This window comes from Bradyrhizobium altum, assembly GCF_020889705.1.
GTDB classification, from domain to species: domain Bacteria; phylum Pseudomonadota; class Alphaproteobacteria; order Rhizobiales; family Xanthobacteraceae; genus Bradyrhizobium; species Bradyrhizobium altum.
In genome coordinates this window covers 1-20,252 of sequence record NZ_JACMYP010000168.1, presented here as the reverse complement: position 1 = coordinate 20,252, position 20,252 = coordinate 1, and the positions used below count along the sequence as shown (strand labels likewise).

Annotated in this window: 18 protein-coding genes and 2 pseudogenes; 8 read left to right on the top strand and 12 right to left on the bottom strand. The window is 64.8% G+C overall.

Annotated elements, in window-relative coordinates; translation table 11 throughout:
• The coding region (locus tag H8B02_RS31680; RefSeq protein WP_229169818.1) for a gamma-glutamyltransferase at window positions 1-853 on the top strand (853 nt) is incomplete at its 5' end.
• Window positions 854-1,009: 156 nt separating this feature from the next.
• Here H8B02_RS31680 and H8B02_RS31675 read toward each other — a convergent pair.
• Window positions 1,010-2,383, bottom strand: coding sequence for a serine protease (locus H8B02_RS31675; protein WP_229169817.1), 1,374 nt, complete (start codon window positions 2,381-2,383; stop codon window positions 1,010-1,012).
• Window positions 2,384-2,494: 111 nt separating this feature from the next.
• Here H8B02_RS31675 and H8B02_RS31670 point away from each other — a divergent pair, with 111 nt between their 5' ends.
• Window positions 2,495-3,295 carry a HesA/MoeB/ThiF family protein gene (locus H8B02_RS31670; RefSeq protein WP_229169816.1) on the top strand — a complete coding sequence of 267 codons (801 nt, stop codon included), beginning with the start codon at window positions 2,495-2,497 and terminating at the stop codon, window positions 3,293-3,295.
• 3 nt (window positions 3,296-3,298) lie between these two features.
• On the opposite strand, the gene H8B02_RS31665 is transcribed toward H8B02_RS31670, so the two are convergent.
• Window positions 3,299-4,306, bottom strand: a complete 1,008-nt coding sequence (locus H8B02_RS31665) for an aldo/keto reductase (RefSeq protein ID WP_229169815.1) — start codon at window positions 4,304-4,306, stop codon at window positions 3,299-3,301.
• A gap of 111 nt (window positions 4,307-4,417) precedes the next feature.
• Here H8B02_RS31665 and H8B02_RS31660 point away from each other — a divergent pair, with 111 nt between their 5' ends.
• Window positions 4,418-5,329, top strand: a complete 912-nt coding sequence (locus tag H8B02_RS31660) for a LysR family transcriptional regulator (RefSeq protein WP_229169814.1) — start codon at window positions 4,418-4,420, stop codon at window positions 5,327-5,329.
• A 279-nt stretch (window positions 5,330-5,608) separates the two neighbouring features.
• On the opposite strand, the gene H8B02_RS31655 is transcribed toward H8B02_RS31660, so the two are convergent.
• The gene (locus tag H8B02_RS31655) at window positions 5,609-6,613 is read right to left on the bottom strand and encodes a 2-hydroxyacid dehydrogenase (protein ID WP_229169813.1); all 1,005 of its coding nucleotides are present in this window, start codon (window positions 6,611-6,613) and stop codon (window positions 5,609-5,611) included.
• 356 nt (window positions 6,614-6,969) lie between these two features.
• On the opposite strand from H8B02_RS31655, the gene H8B02_RS31650 reads away from it, so the two are divergent.
• Window positions 6,970-7,494 (top strand): SH3 domain-containing protein, encoded by a 525-nt coding sequence (locus H8B02_RS31650; protein WP_229169812.1) that lies wholly within the window; start codon window positions 6,970-6,972, stop codon window positions 7,492-7,494.
• A 158-nt stretch (window positions 7,495-7,652) separates the two neighbouring features.
• Here the strand turns inward: H8B02_RS31650 and irrA are convergent, their stop codons facing one another.
• Window positions 7,653-8,144: an iron response transcriptional regulator IrrA gene (gene irrA, locus H8B02_RS31645; RefSeq protein ID WP_283842266.1), complete on the bottom strand. Its 492-nt coding sequence runs from the start codon at window positions 8,142-8,144 to the stop codon at window positions 7,653-7,655.
• Window positions 8,145-8,473: 329 nt separating this feature from the next.
• Between irrA and fabA the strand changes: the two genes are divergently transcribed.
• The 4 genes and pseudogenes from fabA (at window position 8,474) to H8B02_RS49110 (ending at window position 11,512) form a co-directional block, all read left to right on the top strand.
• Window positions 8,474-8,995, top strand: coding sequence for a bifunctional 3-hydroxydecanoyl-ACP dehydratase/trans-2-decenoyl-ACP isomerase (fabA, locus tag H8B02_RS31640; protein ID WP_229169811.1), 522 nt, complete (start codon window positions 8,474-8,476; stop codon window positions 8,993-8,995).
• Window positions 8,996-9,038: 43 nt separating this feature from the next.
• Window positions 9,039-10,262, top strand: a complete 1,224-nt coding sequence (fabB, locus tag H8B02_RS31635; protein WP_229169810.1) for a beta-ketoacyl-ACP synthase I — start codon at window positions 9,039-9,041, stop codon at window positions 10,260-10,262.
• A gap of 78 nt (window positions 10,263-10,340) precedes the next feature.
• Window positions 10,341-11,221, top strand: a pseudogene (gene fabV / locus H8B02_RS48190) (enoyl-ACP reductase FabV); the annotation flags it as partial.
• A complete protein-coding gene (locus H8B02_RS49110) occupies window positions 11,216-11,512 on the top strand; it encodes a hypothetical protein (protein WP_283842267.1) in 297 nt (98 codons plus the stop codon). The pseudogene fabV and the gene H8B02_RS49110, both read left to right, overlap by 6 nt.
• Window positions 11,513-11,629: 117 nt before the next feature.
• Here H8B02_RS49110 and H8B02_RS31625 read toward each other — a convergent pair whose 3' ends face one another.
• The 8 genes and pseudogenes from H8B02_RS31625 to infB all read right to left on the bottom strand — a co-directional run.
• Window positions 11,630-12,226 carry a glutathione S-transferase family protein gene (locus tag H8B02_RS31625; RefSeq protein ID WP_229169809.1) on the bottom strand — a complete coding sequence of 199 codons (597 nt, stop codon included), beginning with the start codon at window positions 12,224-12,226 and terminating at the stop codon, window positions 11,630-11,632.
• The gene (locus H8B02_RS31620; RefSeq protein WP_229169808.1) at window positions 12,223-12,699 is read right to left on the bottom strand and encodes a GNAT family N-acetyltransferase; all 477 of its coding nucleotides are present in this window, start codon (window positions 12,697-12,699) and stop codon (window positions 12,223-12,225) included. Before H8B02_RS31620 ends, H8B02_RS31625 begins: the two co-directional genes overlap by 4 nt.
• 126 nt (window positions 12,700-12,825) lie before the next feature.
• Window positions 12,826-13,561: pseudogene (locus H8B02_RS31615) on the bottom strand (superoxide dismutase).
• Between the two features lie 208 nt (window positions 13,562-13,769).
• On the bottom strand, window positions 13,770-15,926 hold the full coding sequence (pnp, locus tag H8B02_RS31610) for a polyribonucleotide nucleotidyltransferase (RefSeq protein ID WP_229169807.1): 2,157 nt from the start codon (window positions 15,924-15,926) through the stop codon (window positions 13,770-13,772).
• Between the two features lie 316 nt (window positions 15,927-16,242).
• Window positions 16,243-16,512 carry a 30S ribosomal protein S15 gene (gene rpsO / locus H8B02_RS31605; protein ID WP_016844725.1) on the bottom strand — a complete coding sequence of 90 codons (270 nt, stop codon included), beginning with the start codon at window positions 16,510-16,512 and terminating at the stop codon, window positions 16,243-16,245.
• Window positions 16,513-16,514: 2 nt separating this feature from the next.
• Complete coding sequence (gene truB / locus H8B02_RS31600) at window positions 16,515-17,624, bottom strand: tRNA pseudouridine(55) synthase TruB (protein WP_229169806.1); 1,110 nt, start codon at window positions 17,622-17,624, stop codon at window positions 16,515-16,517.
• Window positions 17,624-18,034, bottom strand: a complete 411-nt coding sequence (gene rbfA, locus H8B02_RS31595; protein WP_229169805.1) for a 30S ribosome-binding factor RbfA — start codon at window positions 18,032-18,034, stop codon at window positions 17,624-17,626. Before rbfA ends, truB begins: the two co-directional genes overlap by 1 nt.
• A 175-nt stretch (window positions 18,035-18,209) precedes the next feature.
• Window positions 18,210-20,252: translation initiation factor IF-2 (infB, locus tag H8B02_RS31590; RefSeq protein ID WP_229169804.1), on the bottom strand; the 2,043-nt coding region annotated here is incomplete at its 5' end.

Genomic DNA, 20,252 nt, shown 5'->3' with positions numbered 1-20,252 from the left:
CTCAGGCGTGCACATCACGCAGATGCTCAACATCCTCGAAGGCTACGACATCGCGCGCCTCGGCTTCGGCACGACCGAGACGATCCATTATCTCGCCGAGGTGCTGAAGATCGCCTTTGCCGATCGCGCGGCCGCGAGCGGCGATCCCGCCTATATCAACGTGCCGGTGGAGCGGCTGACCTCGAAGGCCTATGCCGACGAGCGCCGCCGCGCGATCGATCCCGACCGCGCGCAGGCCTGGAGCGCCGGCGTCGCCCAACTCGAAAGCGCCCACACCACGCACATGACCGCGGCGGATGCGATGGGCAATGTGGTCGCGACCACCCAGACCATCAACAATCTGTTCGGGGCCAAGATCCTGATCCCGGGCCTCGGCGCCGTGCCAAACAATTACATGAACCTGTTCGATCCGCGGCCAGGGCACGCGCTGTCGCTCGCCGCGGGCAAGCGCGTCACCACCTCGATGTCGCCGATGATGGCGCTGCGCGACGGCAGGCTGGTTTACGCGCTCGGACTGCCGGGCGGGAAGCGCATCTTCCCGAGCGCGATGCAGGCGCTGATCAACCTGATCGACCACGGCATGGACCTGCAGGAGGCGGTCGAGGCGCCACGGGTGTGGACCGAGGGCAATGCGCTCGAGGTCGAGCAGGCGATACCGGAGACCATCCGCGCCGCGCTGTCAGCGAAAGGCCATAAGGTGCAAGTCGTGCCGACGGTCGCCGGTGGCATGAACGCGATCCAGTTCCACGCCGACGGCATGCTGTCGGGCGCGGCCTGCTGGCGCGCCGACGGCACGCCGGTCGGCATCGCCGGCGGTCTTGCCCGCGCCGGGGTGCGGTTTGCGTTGAGGTGAGCACCACTGCGCTCCCGCGCCCCGCTCTTGCGTGGGGAGGGTTGGGGTGAGGGGCTCTGTCCGCGAGGCGGTGTCCATTGATGGACCTGTACCCCTCACCCGGATTGCATCTGGCGATGCAATCCGACCTCTCCCCGCAAGCGGGGCGAGGTGAACCTACTTCCTGACGCAGATCACGCGGACCACGGCGGCCTTGGCATCAGCCGATTCGCCCGCCGCGTTGACGCCGTGTGCCTTCAGGAAGTTGCGCACCGTGTCGGCCGGCACCAGTGCAGCCTGCGCAGGCGGTGCCGCGTTGGCAGGGCCGGCAACGATGACAGGCTTCAACACCGCGATGCCGGCGAAGTTGCCGCCGCCGTCGAGCGCTGCCGCGCCCGAGAACCCGATCGCAGGCGGCGGTGACAGCGCCTGGTCGCCGCCGCCGAGTTGCGCCACCGAGGCCTTGACGCTGCTCGCGGCCGCGCCGCCGCCCTGGTTCTGCGGATCGGCGATGCCGGTGATGTCGAGCGCGGTCTGCGTCGCCTGGCCTGCGATGTTGAGCGGCTTCAGCCCGCGTGCGCCATAGATGTGCAGCAATGCGAGATCATGATCCTTGTCCGCGGCGACCCGATCGGCACTCCCGTAGCCCGGGATCGTCAGCGCGATGCAGTCGTCCGTCGCCACGCGGTCGGTAACAACAGCGCCATCGTCGCTGACCACGACGCCGGTGGCATATTCGACGGTCTTGCGCGGCGGCGGGCCGGCCTGCACGCCGGACGGAAATGCGTTGAAGACGCTCGACATCGCGATCACCACCGGCTCGACGGTGGTCTGCATCGCCTGGTCATAGAGAATGGTGAGGATGCGAACCTCGTCGCCCTTCAAGGTGCCGCGCAGATAGAACTTCTTCAGTCCCTGCATGCCCGACAGCACGAAGAAATCCGGCTTCACCACGGTGTAGTCGATGGTGCGGCCGGCCGGCTCCTTCTTTTCCTGCTCGGCAAGCTTTGCGGTGGTCGGGCTCGCCTCCTTGCGCCGGGTCAGCAGCACCTGGACGGTGCCGGTCGGCGAGGTCCATTTGGCGCCGGAGGCATCGCTGGTGAGCTGCGGCACCAGCTTTGTCGGAATGCCGAGCCGCGCCCCGGTCGCGGGTTCGGTGACGACCTTCCAGCCGACGCTCTCCTGCTTCCGCCGCGCGGTGTCGGCGAGCACGCCGCGCTCCTGCGGATTCAGCACGCCGGTCGGCTTGCCGCCGCGGTTCTTCTGGAATTCCTTGATCGCATTGACCATGCGCTCGCTGACGTCGCCGGTGATCGCGCCGTTATATTCGCCGACCCAGGCGAGGTCCGATTGCAGCGCCAGCCGCTCGGCCTGCGCCATCGCATTGGCGGTGTCCTCCGGCTTCTGCAGCGCAGGGCGGACCGGCACCGTCGTCGCGGTCTTCGGCTTGGCCCCGGCCGTCGTCGGCGGCGTCAATTGGGCGTGCGCGGCGCCCATACCTGCGACCATCACGGCCGCCACCATCAATGTTGCCGAAAGCACCGATCTCATGACAAATCCGGGGGAAATGACTGATACCATTGACGTCCACGCAATTAAGCACATCTGCTTGGTCGGCAACAACCGCGCTCCGGTTCAGGGAACAGCGCGCAGGACATCAAGATGCTGAGTGCCGACGAACTTGAACGCTATGCCCGCCACATCGTGCTGCGCGAGGTGGGCGGCCCCGGCCAGAATGCGCTGAAAAAGGCGTCGGTGCTGGTGATCGGCGCGGGCGGTCTTGGCGCGCCGGTGCTGATGTATCTGGCCGCCGCCGGCGTCGGCCGGCTCGGCGTGATCGATGACGATATTGTCTCGCTCTCCAACCTGCAGCGCCAGATCATCCATGCGACGTCTGATATCGGCAAGCGCAAGGTCGACAGTGCGGCGGCCCAGATCCATGCGCTCAACCCGCATGTGACGTTCGAGCCGCATCCAATGCGGCTCACCGCCGACAATGCGATGGCGCTGATCGCGAATTACGATCTCGTGCTCGACGGCTCCGACAATTTCGAAACCCGATACCTCGTCGCCGATGCCTGCTTCCTCGCGAAGCGGCCACTGATCACCGCCGCGCTGGGCCAGTTCGACGGTTCGCTGACCACGATCCGCGCGCATGAGAAGAATGCGGAAGGCGTGTTCAACCCGACCTATCGCTGCCTGTTCCCGGAGGCGCCGCCGCCGGGGACGGTGCCGGCCTGCGCCGAGGCCGGGGTGATGGGCGCGCTGGCAGGCGTGCTGGGATCGATGATGGCGCTGGAGGCGATCCGCGAGATCGTCGGTTTCGGCGAAGGTCTGGTCGGCCGCCTCCTGATGGTGGATGCGCGCGCGATGCGGTTCGAAACCTTGCGCTACGCGCGCGATCCGCAGAACCCGCTCAACGGTGATACACCTGGGATCACCGATCTGAGCGGGCACCTGTAGAATTCAGTACGCGGTCGCGGGCTTCTCGCTGTCCATGTGCCGGAGGTGCTCCTCCGGATAGCGTCCGCCGGCCGCCGCGCCCGGCGGAAATGCTTCGGCGAGCGCGGCAAGATCCGCCGCGGTCAGCTTCACATCGCGCGCGCCGAGCGCCTCGGTCAGCCGCTCGCGCCGCCGCGCGCCGACCAGCGGCACGATGTCCTTGCCTTGCGCTGCGACCCAGGCAATCGCGACCTGCGCCGGGGAGGCGCCGATCTCGCCGGCGATGCCGCGCAGCCGATCGGCGAGCGCGAGGTTGGTGTCGATGTTGCCGGCCTGGAAGCGCGGGCTCATCAAGCGGAAATCCTTCGCCCCGCCGTGGTCCTTCGACCAGTGCCCGCTGATCAGCCCGCGTGCCAAGACGCCATAGGCTGATATGCCGATGCCGAGCTCGCGGCAGGTCTTCAGGATGTCGGTCTCGATGCCGCGCGAGATGAGCGAATACTCGATCTGCAAATCGGCGATCGGATGCACCTTGTGGGCGCGGCGGATGGTGTCGGAACCCACTTCGGAGAGGCCGATATACCTGATCCAGCCGGCCTTGATCATGTCGGCCATCGCGCCGACCGTATCCTCGACCGGCACATTGGGATCGAGCCGCGCCGGGCGATAGATATCGATCTGATCGACGCCCAGCCGCTGCAGCGAGTAGGCGACGAAATTCTTCACCGCAACGGGACGGCTGTCATAGCCGAGAAAGCCGTAATTGCGATCGCGCAGCGCGCCGAACTTGACGCTGATCTGCAGATTGTCGCGGCTGCGGCTCTTCAGGGCCTCGCCGATCAGCATCTCGTTGTGCCCCATGCCGTAGAAGTCGCCGGTGTCGAGCAGCGTGATGCCGGCGTCGAGCGCGGCATGGATGGTGGCGATGCTCTCGCTGCGGTCAGTCGGACCGTAGAAGTCGGACATGCCCATGCAGCCGAGGCCGATCAGCGAAACCGTCGGGCCGGTGGAACCGAGTTTGCGTGTGTCCATGGTGGTGTTCCCAAAACATTGCAGCGGATGATCCGCCGTCGCTGATATGGGCCGATCCGGTTTTTGGGATAAGCTGGACAATCCAGAATAGGTTGTTCACTATATCGAACAATGCAGGATTTCGACCTTCGCGACCTCGATGCCTTCGTGGCGGTGGCGCGCACGCGCAACTTCCGGCGTGCCGCGCTGGAGAGCCGCGTCTCGGTCTCAAGCCTCAGCCAGCGCCTGCGCGATATGGAGGAGCGGCTCGGCGTCCGCCTGATGAACCGTACCACCCGCAGCGTCGCGCTGACCGAAGCCGGCGAGCTGCTGCTCGCCCGCGTTGCGCCGGCAATGGTCAACGTCGCCGACGCGATCACCGAGGTGCGCGGCCTGCGCGCCGAGCCGTCGGGGCGGCTGCGCATCAACGCGCCGCCGCCCGCGGTCGACCTCGTGCTGGCACCGATGATCGCGCCGTTCCTCGCCAGATATCCGCAGGTCGACCTCGATGTCGTGGCTGAGAGTGCGTTCGTGGACATCGTCGCGCAGGGCTTTGACGCCGGCGTGCGCTATGGCGAGCATCTGGCGCAGGACATGGTCGCGGTTCCGCTCGGTGCGCCACAGCGCTACGCGGTCGTGGCGTCGAGCGACTATGTCGCGAAGCATGGCCGGCCGATGCATCCGAAGGATCTGCTGACGCACGCCTGCATCCGCAGCCGCTTCAGCAACGGCGTGATGTTCGATTGGGAATTCGAGAAGAATGGCCGCCTGGTGAAGGTGTCGCCGCCCGCCAAGCTGACTGCGACCTATCTCGGCCTCGCGCTCCGCGCGGTCCATGACGGCGTCGGCTACTGGGCCACGTTCGAGGGCTACGTCCGCTACGGCATCAAATCCGGCGCGCTGGTCAGCGTGCTCGACGACTGGTGCCCGCCGTTCGACGGGCCGTTCTTGTACTACCCGAGTCGCCGTCAGCCGCCGCCGGCGCTCGCCGCCTTCGCGTCATTCGTCGCCGACTGGCGCAAGCAGGCGCGGCGGAAGAAATAGGGCGGGCTGTTGCCACATCGTCGTCCCGGCCTTGAGCCGGGACGCATAACCACAGCTCTCACAATTACGAAGGCTGGAGCCCCAGCTCGGTCCAACCTTTAACTTCGGTGCTTATGGATCCCTGCTCCCGTGCGCAATTGCGCACTAGGCAGGGACGGCACCGAATGCGGGTCGGCCGCACCGGCTACTTGGCATGGGGTTGTTTTCGATATTTGCTCTGACGAGCAAAGCAACCTCCCCTTTTCAAGGGGAGGTTGGCTCCATCCGGGCAACAAAACCCTACAGCATGCTCGGCAGCACGCGATCCGGCGGCTTGTGGGCGTCGAGGAAGGTTCGGATGTTGATGATCACCTTCTCGCCCATCTCGACGCGGCCTTCGATGGTGGCCGAGCCCATATGCGGCAGCAGCGTCACCTTGCCGGCCCTGGCGAGCCGTACCAGCTTCGGGTTCACCGCGGGCTCGTGCTCATAGACGTCGAGGGCTGCGCCGCCGATGTCGCCGGCTTCAATCAGCTTGATCAGCGTGTCCTCGTCGATCACCTCGCCGCGCGCGGTGTTGACGACATAGGCCTCTTTCCGGATCAGCTTGAGCCGCCGCGCCGAGAGCAGATGATAGGTCGCCGGCGTGTGCGGGCAGTTCACCGAGATGATGTCCATCCGCGCCAGCATCTGGTCGAGGCTTTCCCAATAGGTCGCCCCGAGCTCTTCGGCGATCATGGGCGCCACCGGGCGGCGGTTGTGATAGTGGATCTGCAAGCCGAAGGCGCGAGCGCGACGCGCCACGGCCTGGCCGATGCGGCCCATGCCGACGATGCCGAGCCGCTTGCCGCCGATGCGGTGGCCGAGCATCCAGGTCGGCGACCAGCCCGCCCAGTGCTGCTTGCCTTCGGTCAGGATCGAGGCGCCCTCGATCAGGCGCCGCGGCACCGCGAGGATCAGCGCCATGGTCATGTCGGCGGTGTCCTCGGTCAGCACCTTCGGCGTGTTGGTCACCGTGATGCCGCGAGCATGCGCGGCCGCGACGTCGATATTGTCGACGCCATTGCCGAAATTGGCGATCATCTTCAGCTTGCAGTCGGGCTGATTGATCACGTCCTCGCGGACCATGTCGGTCACGGTCGGCACCAGCACGTCGGCGGTCCTCGCCGCCTCGGCGATCTGTTCCGGCGTCATCGGTGTGTCGTCGAGATTCAGTCTGGCATCGAACAGCTCGCGCATCCGGGTCTCGATCGAGTCCGGCAACTTGCGGGTGACGACGACGAGAGGCTTTTTCTTCACCGACATGTCCTGCTTTCATGAGGTGCGCGGCTCGTCAAAAACCGAGCCGTTGAGGCCTCATTAACCCGGTTGATCGACACTGCTGATAGCCGCGCTGTCCCGGCGTTTCCTTCGCGTTTCCTAGGGTTCCCCGATGCTTGCCCCGGCTGTCGCCAAGGGGAGACAACGGGAAATTCGGGTGTTCTGGCTCTCAGGCGTTCCGTCCTCTCTAGCAGAAGGCCGGGCCAAGACAAGAACCCCTCGGATCCATGCGGGCGGGGACCGCATAGCGCGGGCGCAGGGCCTTCGGGCACGGGTTTGAATTTGGGTTTGGGTTGCAGCTCGCCGAATGCGGGTTGGGCATCTCGGCAGGAGACGAGTTGATGGTCTGGCGTTTGGGTTCATTGGTGGCGCTGGTCGGGAGCATGCTGAGTGCGTCGGTCATGCCCGGACATTCCGCCAAGGATTTGAGCCCCACCACCAGCGGCCTGCCGATTCCGCGCTATGTCAGCCTGAAATCCGATCATGTGAACGTCCGGGGCGGTCCGACCAAGGACAATGACGTCGCCTGGGTCTACACGCGGTCGGGGCTGCCCGTCGAAATCACCGCCGAGTTCGAGAACTGGCGCCGGGTGCGCGATTCCGAAGGCGCCGAAGGCTGGGTCTATCATTCCCTGCTGTCCGGCCGCCGCACCGCGGTCGTCACGATGAAGAACAAGGACGATCTGGCCTCGCTCTACGATCGTCCCGACGCCACCAGCGGCATCGCGGCGCGCCTGCAGGCCGGCGTCGTCGCGCAGGTCAAGAAATGCGCCAATAACTGGTGCCGGGTCACCGGCAACGGGTTCGACGGCTGGATCGAGCAGCAGCGCCTCTGGGGCGTCTACGCCGACGAGAAGGTGGACTGACGCGCAGCGTCATTCCGGGGCGATGCGTTTGGCATCGAACCCGGAATCTCGAGATTCCGGGTCTGGTCCTTTGGACCATCCCGGAATGACGTTTGTGCAAAACGACAATGGCCGGGACGAGCCCGGCCATCACAACTCACATCGACGCCAAAGCCCGATCAGCGCTTCTTGCGCAGCCGCACGACCATGTCGACGCGGGAAATCTCGTAGCCATCCGGCACGTTGGGCATCTTCGACAGCACGAGGTTCGGGTCGGGAATGTCGACCAGCTCGTGGTTATGCTCGAGATAGAAGTGGTGATGTGTCGACACGTTGGTGTCGAAATAGGTCTTGGTGCCGTCGACGCTGACCTGGCGCAGCAGGCCGGCATCGGTCAGCTGGTTGAGGGTGTTGTAGACGGTCGCCAGCGACACCGGAACCTTCGCCAGCGTGGCTTCTTCGTACAGCATTTCAGCGGTCAGGTGGCGGGCACCCTTGCCGAACAGCAGCCAACCCAGCGCCATGCGCTGACGGGTCGGCCGGAGGCCGGCAGACTGCAGCATCTCGTTGACGTCATGCCACGGACAACCGGTCAGGGCAGGGTGGTGCCCAGCGCCCCGGGCAGCCGGGTGCACGGCATCATCGTTCACAGCCGGTCCTTCGTCGTTCATATCCACTCTATGCACCCAACTCAGGCAATATTCCTCATAAATATAAAAAGGATGCCCATCAGATGCAAGTTTTTCGCAACTAGAACGAATCCAAGCTGCGGTAGAAACCTAAGGAGAAACGGCAATTTATCATCGGAATGCCGCTTTGCCGCCCAGTTAGCCCTATGTTAGAGAGCGCGCGGACCACATATGCGCTTTCGGCAGAGATAACAGGCCGGTAGCGTACCCTGGTAGCGCCAAGATGCGGGACGGGTTATTCCGGTTCCCGTGGGTAGATCAAGGTCCGACCAAGCAAAGCGCTTCATCGGGACATCAGAGGTGGATAGAGGATGCTGGATCGGCGCAGCGGTTACGAATACGAGGATTTGCTGGCTTGCGGGCGGGGCGAGCTTTTCGGTCCCGGCAACGCCCAGTTGCCGCTGCCACCGATGCTGATGTTCGATCGCATCAGTGAGGTCTCGCAAACCGGCGGCGAGTACGGCAAGGGGCTGGTGCGCGCCGAGCTCGAAGTGAAACCGGATCTCTGGTTCTTCGGCTGCCATTTCAAGAACGATCCGGTGATGCCGGGCTGCCTCGGCCTCGATGCCATGTGGCAAATGGTCGGCTTTTACCTTGGCTGGATCGGTGGCGAAGGTCGTGGCCGCGCGCTCGGCCTCGGCGAGCTGAAGTTCTCCGGACAGGTGCTGCCGCACGCGCGCAAGGTTGTGTACAACATCGATATCAAGCGCGTGATGCGGTCAAAGCTCGTGCTTGGAATTGCCGACGGGTGGCTTTCCATGGACGACGAGATTATCTATCGCGCCAAGGACTTGAAGGTCGGATTGTTCAAGCAGGGCACGGCGCCATCTTGAGCAGGATCATCATGCGGCAACATAAAGGCAGGGCGAGGCGAACATGAGGCGGGTTGTCATCACGGGGATGGGGATTGTCTCGTCCATCGGTAACAACACCCAGGAAGTGCTTGCGAGCCTCTACGAGGCAAAGTCGGGCATTTCGCGTGCGGAGAAGGCTGCTGAGCTCGGCTTCCGTTCGCAGGTGCACGGTGCGCCGACACTCAATCCCGCCGAGGTGATCGATCGCCGCGCGATGCGGTTCCTCGCCGAAGGTGCTGCGTGGAATCACGTCGCCATGGAGCAGGCGATCCGCGACTCCGGCCTCGAGGAGAACGAGGTCTCCAACATCCGCACCGGCATCATCATGGGATCCGGCGGACCGTCGACACGCACGCTGGTGGAGGCCGCCGACATCGCGCGCGCCAAGGGCCCGAAGCGCGTTGGCCCGTTCGCCGTGCCGAAGGGAATGTCCTCGACCGCGTCGGCGACGCTCGCGACCTGGTTCAAGATCAAGGGCGTGAACTACTCGATCTCCTCGGCCTGTGCGACGTCGAACCATTGCATCGGCAACGCCTATGAGACGATCCAGATCGGCAAGCAGGACATCATCTTCGCCGGCGGCTGCGAGGAACTCGACTGGACGCTGTCGGTGCTGTTCGACGCCATGGGCGCCATGTCGTCGAAGTACAACGACACGCCGGCGACCGCCTCGCGTCCCTACGACATCAGCCGCGACGGTTTCGTGATCGCCGGTGGCGCAGGTGTTGTGGTGCTCGAAGAGCTCGAGCATGCCAAGGCGCGCGGCGCGCGGATCTACGGTGAGGTCGTCGGCTACGGCGCGACCTCGGACGGGTACGACATGGTGGCACCGTCGGGCGAAGGCGCCGAGCGCTGCATGCGCATGGCGATGTCGACAGTGGACACGCCGGTCGATTACATCAATCCGCACGCCACCTCAACGCCGGCCGGCGATCCGCCGGAGATCGAGGCGATCCGCAAGGTGTTCGGCACCGGCGACAGGTGCCCGCCGATCTCGGCGACCAAGGCGCTGACCGGCCACTCGCTCGGAGCCACCGGCGTGCAGGAAGCGATCTACTCGCTGCTGATGCTGAACAACGGTTTCATCTGCGAAAGCGCGCATATCACCGAGCTCGATCCGGTGTTCGCCGACATGCCGATCGTGCGCAAGCGCATCGACAACGCCAAGCTCAATACCGTGTTGTCAAACTCGTTCGGCTTCGGCGGCACCAACGCCACGCTGGTATTCAGGCGGCTTGGTGCCTGATTTCGCCTCTCCTCGCTTGCTGAGGGAGGTCCGCAGGCAGCGAATGGGGATATTGCAACGATCCGGAATGGGGTGGGAATGATTATTGAACCGCGCGTGCGAGGCTTCATCTGCACGACGGCACATCCCGTCGGCTGCGCCACGAATGTCCGCGAACAGATCGCCTACGTTCTCAAGCAGGGTCCGGTCGCGGACTGCCCCAAGCGGGTCGCCGTGCTCGGCTGCTCGACGGGCTACGGTCTCGCGAGCCGCATCGTTGCGACCTTCGCCGGCGGCGCGGACACGATCGGCGTGTCGCTGGAGCGCGAGCCGTCGGAAAAGAGAAGCGCCAGCGCCGGCTGGTACAACAACCGCGCCTTCGAGATCGAGGCCGAGAAGATCGGACGCTCGCCGCTCACGCTGGAGGGCGATGCCTTCTCCGACGAGATGAAGAAAGACTTCATCGAGCGCGTGCGCGAAAAGTTCGGACAGCTCGACTTGCTGGTCTACAGCATGGCGGCACCGGTCCGCACCGATCCGGACACGGGCAAGACCTATCGCTCGGTCATCAAGCCGCTCGCGCGCCGGTCGAGATCAAGACGCTCGACACCGAGACCGGCGAGGTGTTCCAGACCACCCTCGAGCCCGCGAACGAGGAGCAAACCGCGGCCACGGTCGCGGTGATGGGCGGCGATGACTGGAAGCGCTGGATCGACCAGCTCGCCGATGCCGGCGTGCTGGCGCCGGGCTTCCGGACCCTCAACTACACCTATATCGGCAGCGAACTGACCTGGCCGATCTACTGGAACGGCACGCTTGGTCGCGCCAAGGTCGATCTCGACAGCAAGGCAGAAGCGATCCGCGGCCGGCTCGGCGCGGATGCCGCCCGCGTCGTCGCGCTGAAGGCCGTGGTCACCCAGGCGAGCTCGGCCATTCCGGTGGTGCCGCTCTACGGCACGGTGCTGTTCAAGGTGATGAAGCAGCTCGGGCTCCATGAGGGCTGCATCGAGCAGATCGACCGCCTGTTCCGCACCCGCCTCGGCAAGGGCGTCGCGCTCGACGATGCGCAGCGCATCCGGGTCGACGATTGGGAGCTTTCGCCCGAAGTGCAGACGGAAGTCTCCCGGCGCTGGCCGCTGCTCACCACCGAGACGCTCGGCGAACTGGCGGATCTAGGCGAATACAAGAGCCAGTTCCTCCGCCTGTTCGGCTTCGGCATCGACGGCGTCGACTACACGCAGGACGTCGATCCGCGCATCGTCCCGGGCTAGGGCCGTTTGGGAATCCACTGCTTCGTAGCCCGGATGGAGCGGAGCGAAATCCGGGACAGACGTTGACGTGGAGATAGTTTCCCGGATTTCGCTTTGCTGCATCCGGGCTACATCGCGTTACCCCGCCGCGATCTTCTCTGCGCGCTGGAACGCGGGCCGCGCCATGCAGCGGTCGATATAGGCCTCGAATGACGGCCGTGGCGGCACCATCTTGAACACGCGCACCGCAAAATTCAGTCCCGCGCCGATCGCGATGTCGGCGGCGGAGAACTGATCGCCGAGGATCCACGGCCCCTTCTGCAACTCGGCATCGAGCACGTCGAACACCTGCGCCGCGCTGCCCCATGCCGCGGTGCTGGTCGGCACCTCGAGCTTGGTGAAGAGCTGGATCAGCGCCGGCTCGATGCAGCTCGGCGAGAAGAACAGCCATTGCAGATAGCGTGCGCGCTTCGGATCGTTCGTGGCCGGTGCGAGCTTGGTCTCCGGATAGCGGTCGGCGATATAGGCGCAGATCGCGGCGGCCTCGGCGAGCCGGGCATCGCCGTCGGTCAACGCCGGCACCTTGCCCATCGGGTTGATCTTGAGGAAGTCCGGCGACTTCTGCGCGCCGGTGCTGATGTCGGTCAGCACCCGTTCGTAAGCCAGGCCGGATTCTTCCAAGAGCCAGATGGCGGAGAACGAGCGCGAGCGCGGCGACCAGTACAGTTTGATCATGGGTTAGCCTCCAATGTGCGGTTTGTTCGCTTCCACCGGTAGTGCTTCATCATGAAGCCGGTGACCGGATTGGGCGCTTCCTTCTCGAACACAAAGCCTTCGCGCTCGTACCAGCGCCAGGCCTTCTCGTTCTCGCGGACGCATTTCAACCAAATCTCGTCGGGCATCTGTTGGCGCGTGAAGGCGAGCAGATGGCGTCCGAGGCTCTGGCCCTGATGGGTGGGCACGACCATCAGCTGGTCGAGCAAAAAGGTCGGCAGGTGCAGCGCCAGCATGGCGGCGATGGTGCCGTGATCGTCGGCGACAAACAGGCTCCAGCCGCCCGCGATCTCGCGCGGCAGACGGGCGCGCAGATCGTTCAACAGACCTTCGCTTGCCTGCGAGAGCCCGGTCGAGACCCAGCTGTCCATCCAGGCGCGCGCGATCGCATCAAGTTCGTCAGCACGGGCAGGGCGGATGATCGGCAGCGTCATCGTCGATCCCCTTGGCGTTCGGCACCGGCGGTGCGAAGCTGCGGACGTATAAAGGTGGAAGCCCCGCGAAGCGATCGCGGGGCTTTCAAGCCTAACGCAGTTCGTTGCGACCGGCGAGCCCGCGGCTCACACGCCGAGCGTGCCGGCCTTGGCTGCGGCATAACGCTCGGCCACGGCCTTCCAGTTCACCGTATTCCACCACGCCTTGAGGTAATCGGGCCGGCGGTTCTGGTAGGTCAGGTAATAGGCGTGCTCCCAGACGTCGTTGCCGAGCAGCCCGCGTTTGCCGTCCATGATCGGATTGTCCTGGTTCGGGCCGCGTCTCGATCGCGAGCTTGCCGTCCTTGGTCACGGTGACGAACACCCAGCCGGAGCCGAACACGCGCCCGCCGGCGGCGTTGAAATCGGCCTGGAGTTTTTCCAAGCCGCCGAGGTCGCGGTCGATCGCGGCGAGCACGTCGCCGTCGGGCTTGCCGCCGTTCGGTCCCATGATCTGCCAGAACATCGTGTGGTTGGCGTGGCCACCCATGTTGTTGCGCACGCCGGTGCGGATCGCGTCCGGCACGCTGCCGAGATTGGCGAGCACCTCGGTGACCGGCTTCTCCGCGATCTGCGGATTGTCCTTGGCGAATGTGTTGAGGTTGGTGACATAGGCCTGGTGATGCCGGTCGTGATGGATTTCCATCGTCTTGGCATCGATATGCGGCTCCAGCGCATTGGCGGGATAGGCCAGCGGTTCGATCTTGAACGGTCCGGCCGGGGCCTGTGTCGTGGTCTGCGCGAACGCGAAACGTGGCGCGGCCGCGGCCGCGGCGGTCGTAGTTGCCGCAAGCACGAGATGGCGGCGGGATATAAGTGACATCGATTCCTCCTGACCTGTAGCTCCAGTGTCGCCGTCGACAGAGCATAGCGAGATACGCGCGAGCCACCGTATGCCGTTTCGAAGACGGTCATTGTGACGCTGCGTCGGAATCTCGCATTGTCTGACAGGGCGCTGGCCCGTTCGAACATCCCATCAAACAAAAAGGGCGGCCTTTCGGCCGCCCTTCGTCGTTTCATTTCAAACAAGCTTACTCGCCGGCAGCTTCGCGCGGGGCCGGGGCGTCGGTCTTCTGCTTGGCCTCGAGGTCCTCGCCGGTCTCCTGGTCGACCGCCTTCATCGACAGGCGGGTCTTGCCGCGATCGTCGAAGCCGAGCAGCTTGACCTTGACCTTGTCGCCTTCCTTGACGACGTCGGAGGTCTTCTGCACGCGGCTGGCCGCGAGCTGGCTGATGTGGACGAGGCCGTCCTTGGCGCCGAAGAAGTTCACGAACGCGCCGAACTCCATCACCTTGACGACGGTGCCCTCGTAGATCTGGCCGATCTCCGGATCGGAGGCGATCGACTTGATCCACTTGATCGCAGCCTTCATCGCCTCGCCATCGTTGGAAGCGACCTTCACGGTGCCGTCGTCCTCGATGTTGACCTTGGCGCCGGTCTTCTCGACGATCTCGCGGATCACCTTGCCGCCGGTGCCGATCACTTCGCGGATCTTGTCGGTGGCGATCTTGAAGGTCTCGATGCGCGGCGCGTATTCGCCGAGCTCGGCGCGCGCGGCGGTCAGGGCCTTGGACATTTCACCCAGGATGTGGATGCGCCCGTCCTTGGCCTGGCCAAGCGCCACCTTCATGATCTCCTCGGTGATGCCCTCGATCTTGATGTCCATCTGGAGCGAGGTGATGCCCTGGTCGGTGCCGGCCACCTTGAAGTCCATGTCGCCGAGATGATCCTCGTCACCGAGGATGTCCGACAGCACCGCGAAGCGCTGACCTTCCAGAATCAGGCCCATGGCGATACCGGCGGTCGGCCGCTTCAGCGGCACGCCGGCATCCATCAGCGACAGCGAGGCGCCGCACACCGAGGCCATCGAGGACGAGCCGTTCGACTCGGTGATCTCGGAGACCACGCGGATCGTGTACGGGAACTCGTGGTGCGGCGGCAGCACCGGGTGGATCGCACGCCAGGCGAGCTTGCCGTGGCCGATCTCGCGGCGCTTGGTGCCGCCGAGGCGACCGGTCTCACCGACCGAGTAGGGCGGGAAGTTGTAGTGCAGCAGGAAGGTTTCCTTGTAGGTCCCCGACAGCGCGTCGATGTACTGCTCGTCCTCGCCGGTGCCGAGCGTGGTCACCACCACCGCCTGGGTCTCACCACGGGTGAACAGCGCCGAGCCGTGGGCGCGCGGCAGGATGCCGGCTTCGGCGATGATGTTGCGCACGGTCTTGGCGTCACGGCCGTCGATGCGCTTGCCGGTGTCGAGGATGTTCCAGCGAACGATCTTGGCTTCCAGTTCCTTGAACACGCCGGCGACGCGGAGCTTGTCGTATTTCGGCTCCTGGCCTTCCGGGAAGAAGTGCGCCAGCACCTTCTCCTTGACGGCGCCGACCGCGGCATAGCGTTCCTGCTTGACCGGGATCGCATACGCCTTGCGCAGCTCCTGCTCGGCGATGCCAAGCATCTCCTTTTCGATCTCCGAATTGTCGATCGTGGTGACTTCGCGCGGCTCCTTGGCGGCCTTCTCGGCAAGCTCGATGATCGCGTTGATGACCGGCTGGAAGTGGCGGTGGCCGAACATGACCGCGCCGAGCATCACGTCTTCGTTGAGCTCCTTGGCTTCCGATTCGACCATCAGCACGGCGTCGGCGGTGCCGGCGACGACCAGGTCGAGCTGGGTCTCGGTCATCTCGTCGAGCGTCGGGTTGAGCACGTATTCGTCATTGGCGAAGCCGACGCGCGCGGCGCCGATCGGGCCCTTGAACGGCGCGCCCGACAGCGTCAGGGCGGCGGAGGCGGCGACCAGCGACACGATGTCCGGATCGTTCTCCATGTCGTGCGACAGGACGGTGACGATCACCTGGGTCTCGTTGCGCCAGCCGTCGACGAACAGCGGACGGATCGGGCGGTCGATCAGACGGGAGACCAGCGTCTCCTTCTCGGTCGGACGGCCTTCGCGCTTGAAATAGCCGCCGGGAATGCGGCCCGCGGCGTAGGTCTTCTCCTGGTAGTCGACGGTGAGCGGCAGGAAGTCGACGCCTTCGCGCGGCGTCTTCGCCGCGACGACGGTGGCGAGCACCACGGTCTCGCCGTAGGTCGCCAGCACGGCGCCGTCGGCCTGGCGGGCGATCTTGCCGGTTTCAAGTCTGAGGGGACGTCCACCCCAGTCGATCTCGACGGAATGCGAATTGAACATTTCGGTTTTCTTTCATGGTTTCACGAAAGCACGGCGCCCTGAAACACAAAGACCATGCCAAGACGGCGAGACACTGATGCGCTGCTGCGGTCAGCATCCGGCGATCCTGCCATGGTCCCTGGATTTCGGATGGCGTCCATCCTTTCGGTCATCTGGGCATCTTGCCCGGTCCAGCGGCCGGATTGCTGCTGGACGCTAGTGTGCATGGCGCGATGGCCATGCTGTTGCGCATGATCATCTTTCGACAATTCGAAAGCCCGAGTTCACGGACGACCATACGAAAACGCGCGCGAACCTCGCGCGCGTGCTTCTCAAATCAACGACGGATGTTGTGCTTCTCGAGCAGCGCCTTGTAGCGCGCCTCGTCCTTGCGCTTGATGTAGTCAAGCAGGGAGCGACGCGTCGACACGAGCTTCAGGAGGCCGCGGCGTGAATGGTTGTCCTTCACATGGCTCTTGAAGTGCTCGGTGAGGTTATTGATGCGTTCCGACAGGATCGCGACCTGAACCTCGGGCGAGCCGGTGTCGCCGGCCTTGTTGGCATTCGTCTTGATGACTTCCGCTTTGCGTTCGGCGGTAATCGACATCGTCAGTTACTTTCATCGTTGCGAGCCGGACTGGCAGTCAGTCCGTTCAGGTTGAACACGCGCTTGGGGATGAGTTCGCCATTGCCAATTTCGGCAAGCGCGAGAAGCCGGCCTGCCACCGTGACATAGACTGTGCCGCTGGTATTGGGCGCATCCCGTCCGCGCAACAAAACGGCCTGGCCCCGATGGAGCCTTGCCGCATCAGCCCGTGTGACGGCCAGTGCCGGGATGTCGTCCAGCGCGGTCTCAACGGGCAAAAGCGCGTCGGCGAGGCTGCCCTCGCCAGACGCGGCTCTATTGCATAAAGCCTCCAACTGTTCCAGCGGAATCATGTCCCGCTCGGTAAACGGACCGACAAGGGTCCGCCGCAGGGCGCAGATATGGCCGAAACAGCCCAGAATCCGCCCCATATCGCGGGCCAGGGCCCGGACATAGGTTCCCTTGCCGCACTCGGCCTCGAACACGGATTGTCCGTGATCACCATGTTCGACAAGGGTTAATTCGTGAATCTCGACCGGGCGGGGCTTCAGTTCCACGGTTTCGCCGTCGCGTGCCAGATCATAGGCCCGCTCGCCCTGCACCTTGATGGCCGAATATTGCGGCGGGATCTGCTCGATCACCCCAGTAAAGCGCGGCAGCAGCTGGCGGATCGAATCGGCGGTCGGCCGGCTCTCGCTGGTCCTGACCGGCCGTCCCTCGGTGTCGTCGGTGTCGCGTTCCTCGCCCCAGCTGACCGTGAAGCGGTAGCGCTTGCGGCCGTCCATCACGAACGGCACCGTCTTGGTGGCTTCGCCGAGCGCGATCGGCAGACCGCCGGAGGCGAGCGGATCGAGCGTGCCGGCATGGCCGGCGCGCTTGGCCTGGAACAGGCGCTTGAGCACGGCGACGGCTTGCGTCGAGGTCATCCCGATCGGCTTGTCGAGCACCACCCAGCCATGGACGTCGCGCTTGTCGCGGCGCGGCTGCTGGTTCTGCCTGCCCTGCTTTTGGCGCGGGTCGTTGTTGGTGCGGCGCGCATCGTCGGTGCGCGGCCCGGCAAAAGCATCCCGCTCAGCGTCGCGCGCGTCGGCATCTTTCGCGTCGATAACGCTGTTGGTCGTCATCACAGTCATCACTCGTCGTCCGAATCGGGTGCAAGGTCTCGCTGCACCGCAGGTGTCCGCAGTAGTTTTTCGATGCGCTCCGCCTCGTCGAACCGCTCATCGACGCGGAAGCGAATGTCGGGTGCAAATTTCAGGTTGACGCGATGCGCGATCTCGCCGCGAAGGAACTTCTTGTTGCGCTCGAGCGCGGCGATCACCGCGTCGGTGTCGCGTCCGCCGAGCGGCATCACGTAGACCGTGGCGAGCTTCAGGTCCGGCGACATGCGCACCTCGGGAACGGTGATGATGTGGCCTTTCAGATCGGGATCGTGGACCTCACCCTGCGACAGAATCTCGGCAACCGCATGGCGAACCGTTTCGCCGACGCGCAGCTGACGTTGCGATCCGCCAGGGCTGGAACTCTTCTTTTGACGGGGCATGACCTTCTTCCAAAACCGTCGCGCCCGCCGGCCTTGGCCGCGGGCATCAATGTCTAGCTTTGCTTTCAATCGGACGATGCGCCGGTGGCCGGACTAAAGTCCGGCCACGTCGTCGCATTTTCAGTCAAATGGACCCAGACGCCTTAGTAAGATCTGCGCTTAGTAAGATTTGGACTTACAGAGAGCGCTGGATCGTCTCGATGCGGTAACATTCGATCACGTCGCCGACACGCATGTCGCCGTAGTTCTCGAATGCCATGCCACACTCCTGGCCGGCGACCACTTCCTTCACTTCATCCTTGAAGCGCTTCAGCGTCGACAGCTTGCCTTCGTGCACCACGACGTTGTCGCGGATCAGGCGAACATTGGCGCCGCGTTCCACGGTGCCGTCGGTGACGCGGCAACCCGCGACCTTGCCGACCTTGGAAATGTTGAACACTTCCAGGATCTGCGCGTTGCCCAGCATGGTTTCGCGCAGCGTGGGCGCGAGCAGGCCGGACATCGCCTTTTTGATGTCATCCACGAGGTCGTAGATGATGTTGTAGTAGCGGATCTCGATGCCGTTGCGCTTGGCTGCGGCCGCCGCTTCCTTGTTGGCGCGGACCGAGAAGCCGATGATCGCGGCGTTGAAGCCTTCCGCCAGCGTGACGTCGGACTCCGAGATGCCGCCGACGCCGGCATGCAGGATGCGGGCGGCGACTTCGTCGGTGCCGAGCTTCTCCAGCGAGCCCAGGATCGCTTCCAGCGAGCCCTGCACGTCGGCCTTGACGATCAGCGGGAACTCCTTGCGGCCCGCGGTCTTGAGCTGCGACATCATCTGCTCGAGAGAGCCGCGCATGCCGGAGATCGAGGCAGCCGCGTTCTCGCGCTTCTGGTGCGCGCGGTAGCTCGTGACCTGGCGGGCGCGGGCTTCGTTCTCGACGACAGCGAGACGGTCGCCGGCTTCCGGCGGACCGTTGAAGCCGAGCACCTCGACCGGCACGGACGGGCCGGCCTCGTCGAGATTCTCGCCCTGGTCGGAGATCAAGGCGCGGACGCGGCCCATCTCGGCGCCGGCCACGATGATGTCGCCGATCCGCAGCGTGCCGCGCTGCACCAGCACGGTCGCGACCGGACCGCGGCCACGATCGAGCTTGGCTTCGATCACGGTGCCTTCCGCCGGACGCTGCGAATTGGTCTTCAGGTCGAGGATTTCGGCCTGCAGCGCGATCATCTCGAGCAGCCGGTCGAGATTGGTCTTGTTCTTGGCCGAGACCTCGACGTCGACGACGTCGCCGCCGAGCGATTCGACCTGCACCTCGTACTGCAGCAATTCGGTGCGCACGCGCTCCGGCCGCGCATCGGGCTTGTCGATCTTGTTGATCGCCACGATCATCGGCACCTTGGCCGCCTTGGCGTGGTTGATCGCTTCGATCGTCTGCGGCATCACGCCGTCATCGGCCGCGACCACCAGCACGACGATGTCGGTGACCTTGGCGCCGCGGGCGCGCATCGCGGTGAACGCGGCGTGGCCGGGCGTATCGATGAAGGTGATCTTCTTGCCGCTTTCCGGCGAAGTCACCTGATAGGCACCGATGTGCTGGGTGATACCGCCGGCTTCGCCCGACACCACGTTGGCGTGGCGCAGCGCGTCGAGCAGCGAGGTCTTGCCGTGGTCGACGTGACCCATGACGGTGACCACGGGCGAACGCGGCTCGGTGTCGGAGGAATCGTCGACGACGTCGAACAGGCCTTCCTCAACGTCGGACGCGGCGACGCGCTTGACGCTATGGCCGAGTTCTTCGGCGATCAGTTGCGCCGTGTCGGCATCGATCACGTCGGTGATCTTGTGCATCGCGCCCTGCTTCATCAGCATGCGGATGACGTCGACCGCGCGCTCCGCCATGCGGTTCGCGAGCTCCTGGATCGTGATCGCTTCCGGAATGACGACTTCGCGAATCAGCTTTTCCTTCGGCTCGTTCGCGGCGTGACCCTTCAGGCGCTGGGTGCGGCGGCGGAACGAGGCGATCGAGCGCTCGCGGACGTCGTCGGCGGTGAGCGCTGTGACGACCGTGAGGCGTCCGCGCTGCTTCTGCGGACCGGGCTTCTGGGTGGTCTTCGGGGCCGCGACGGGACGCACGGCGCCACCGGGGCGGCGCACCAGGCGCGGACCTTCGTCTTCGTCCGCCTCTGCGGCGACTCCCGGAGGCCTCGGCGCGATGATCGGCGTGCGCGCAGG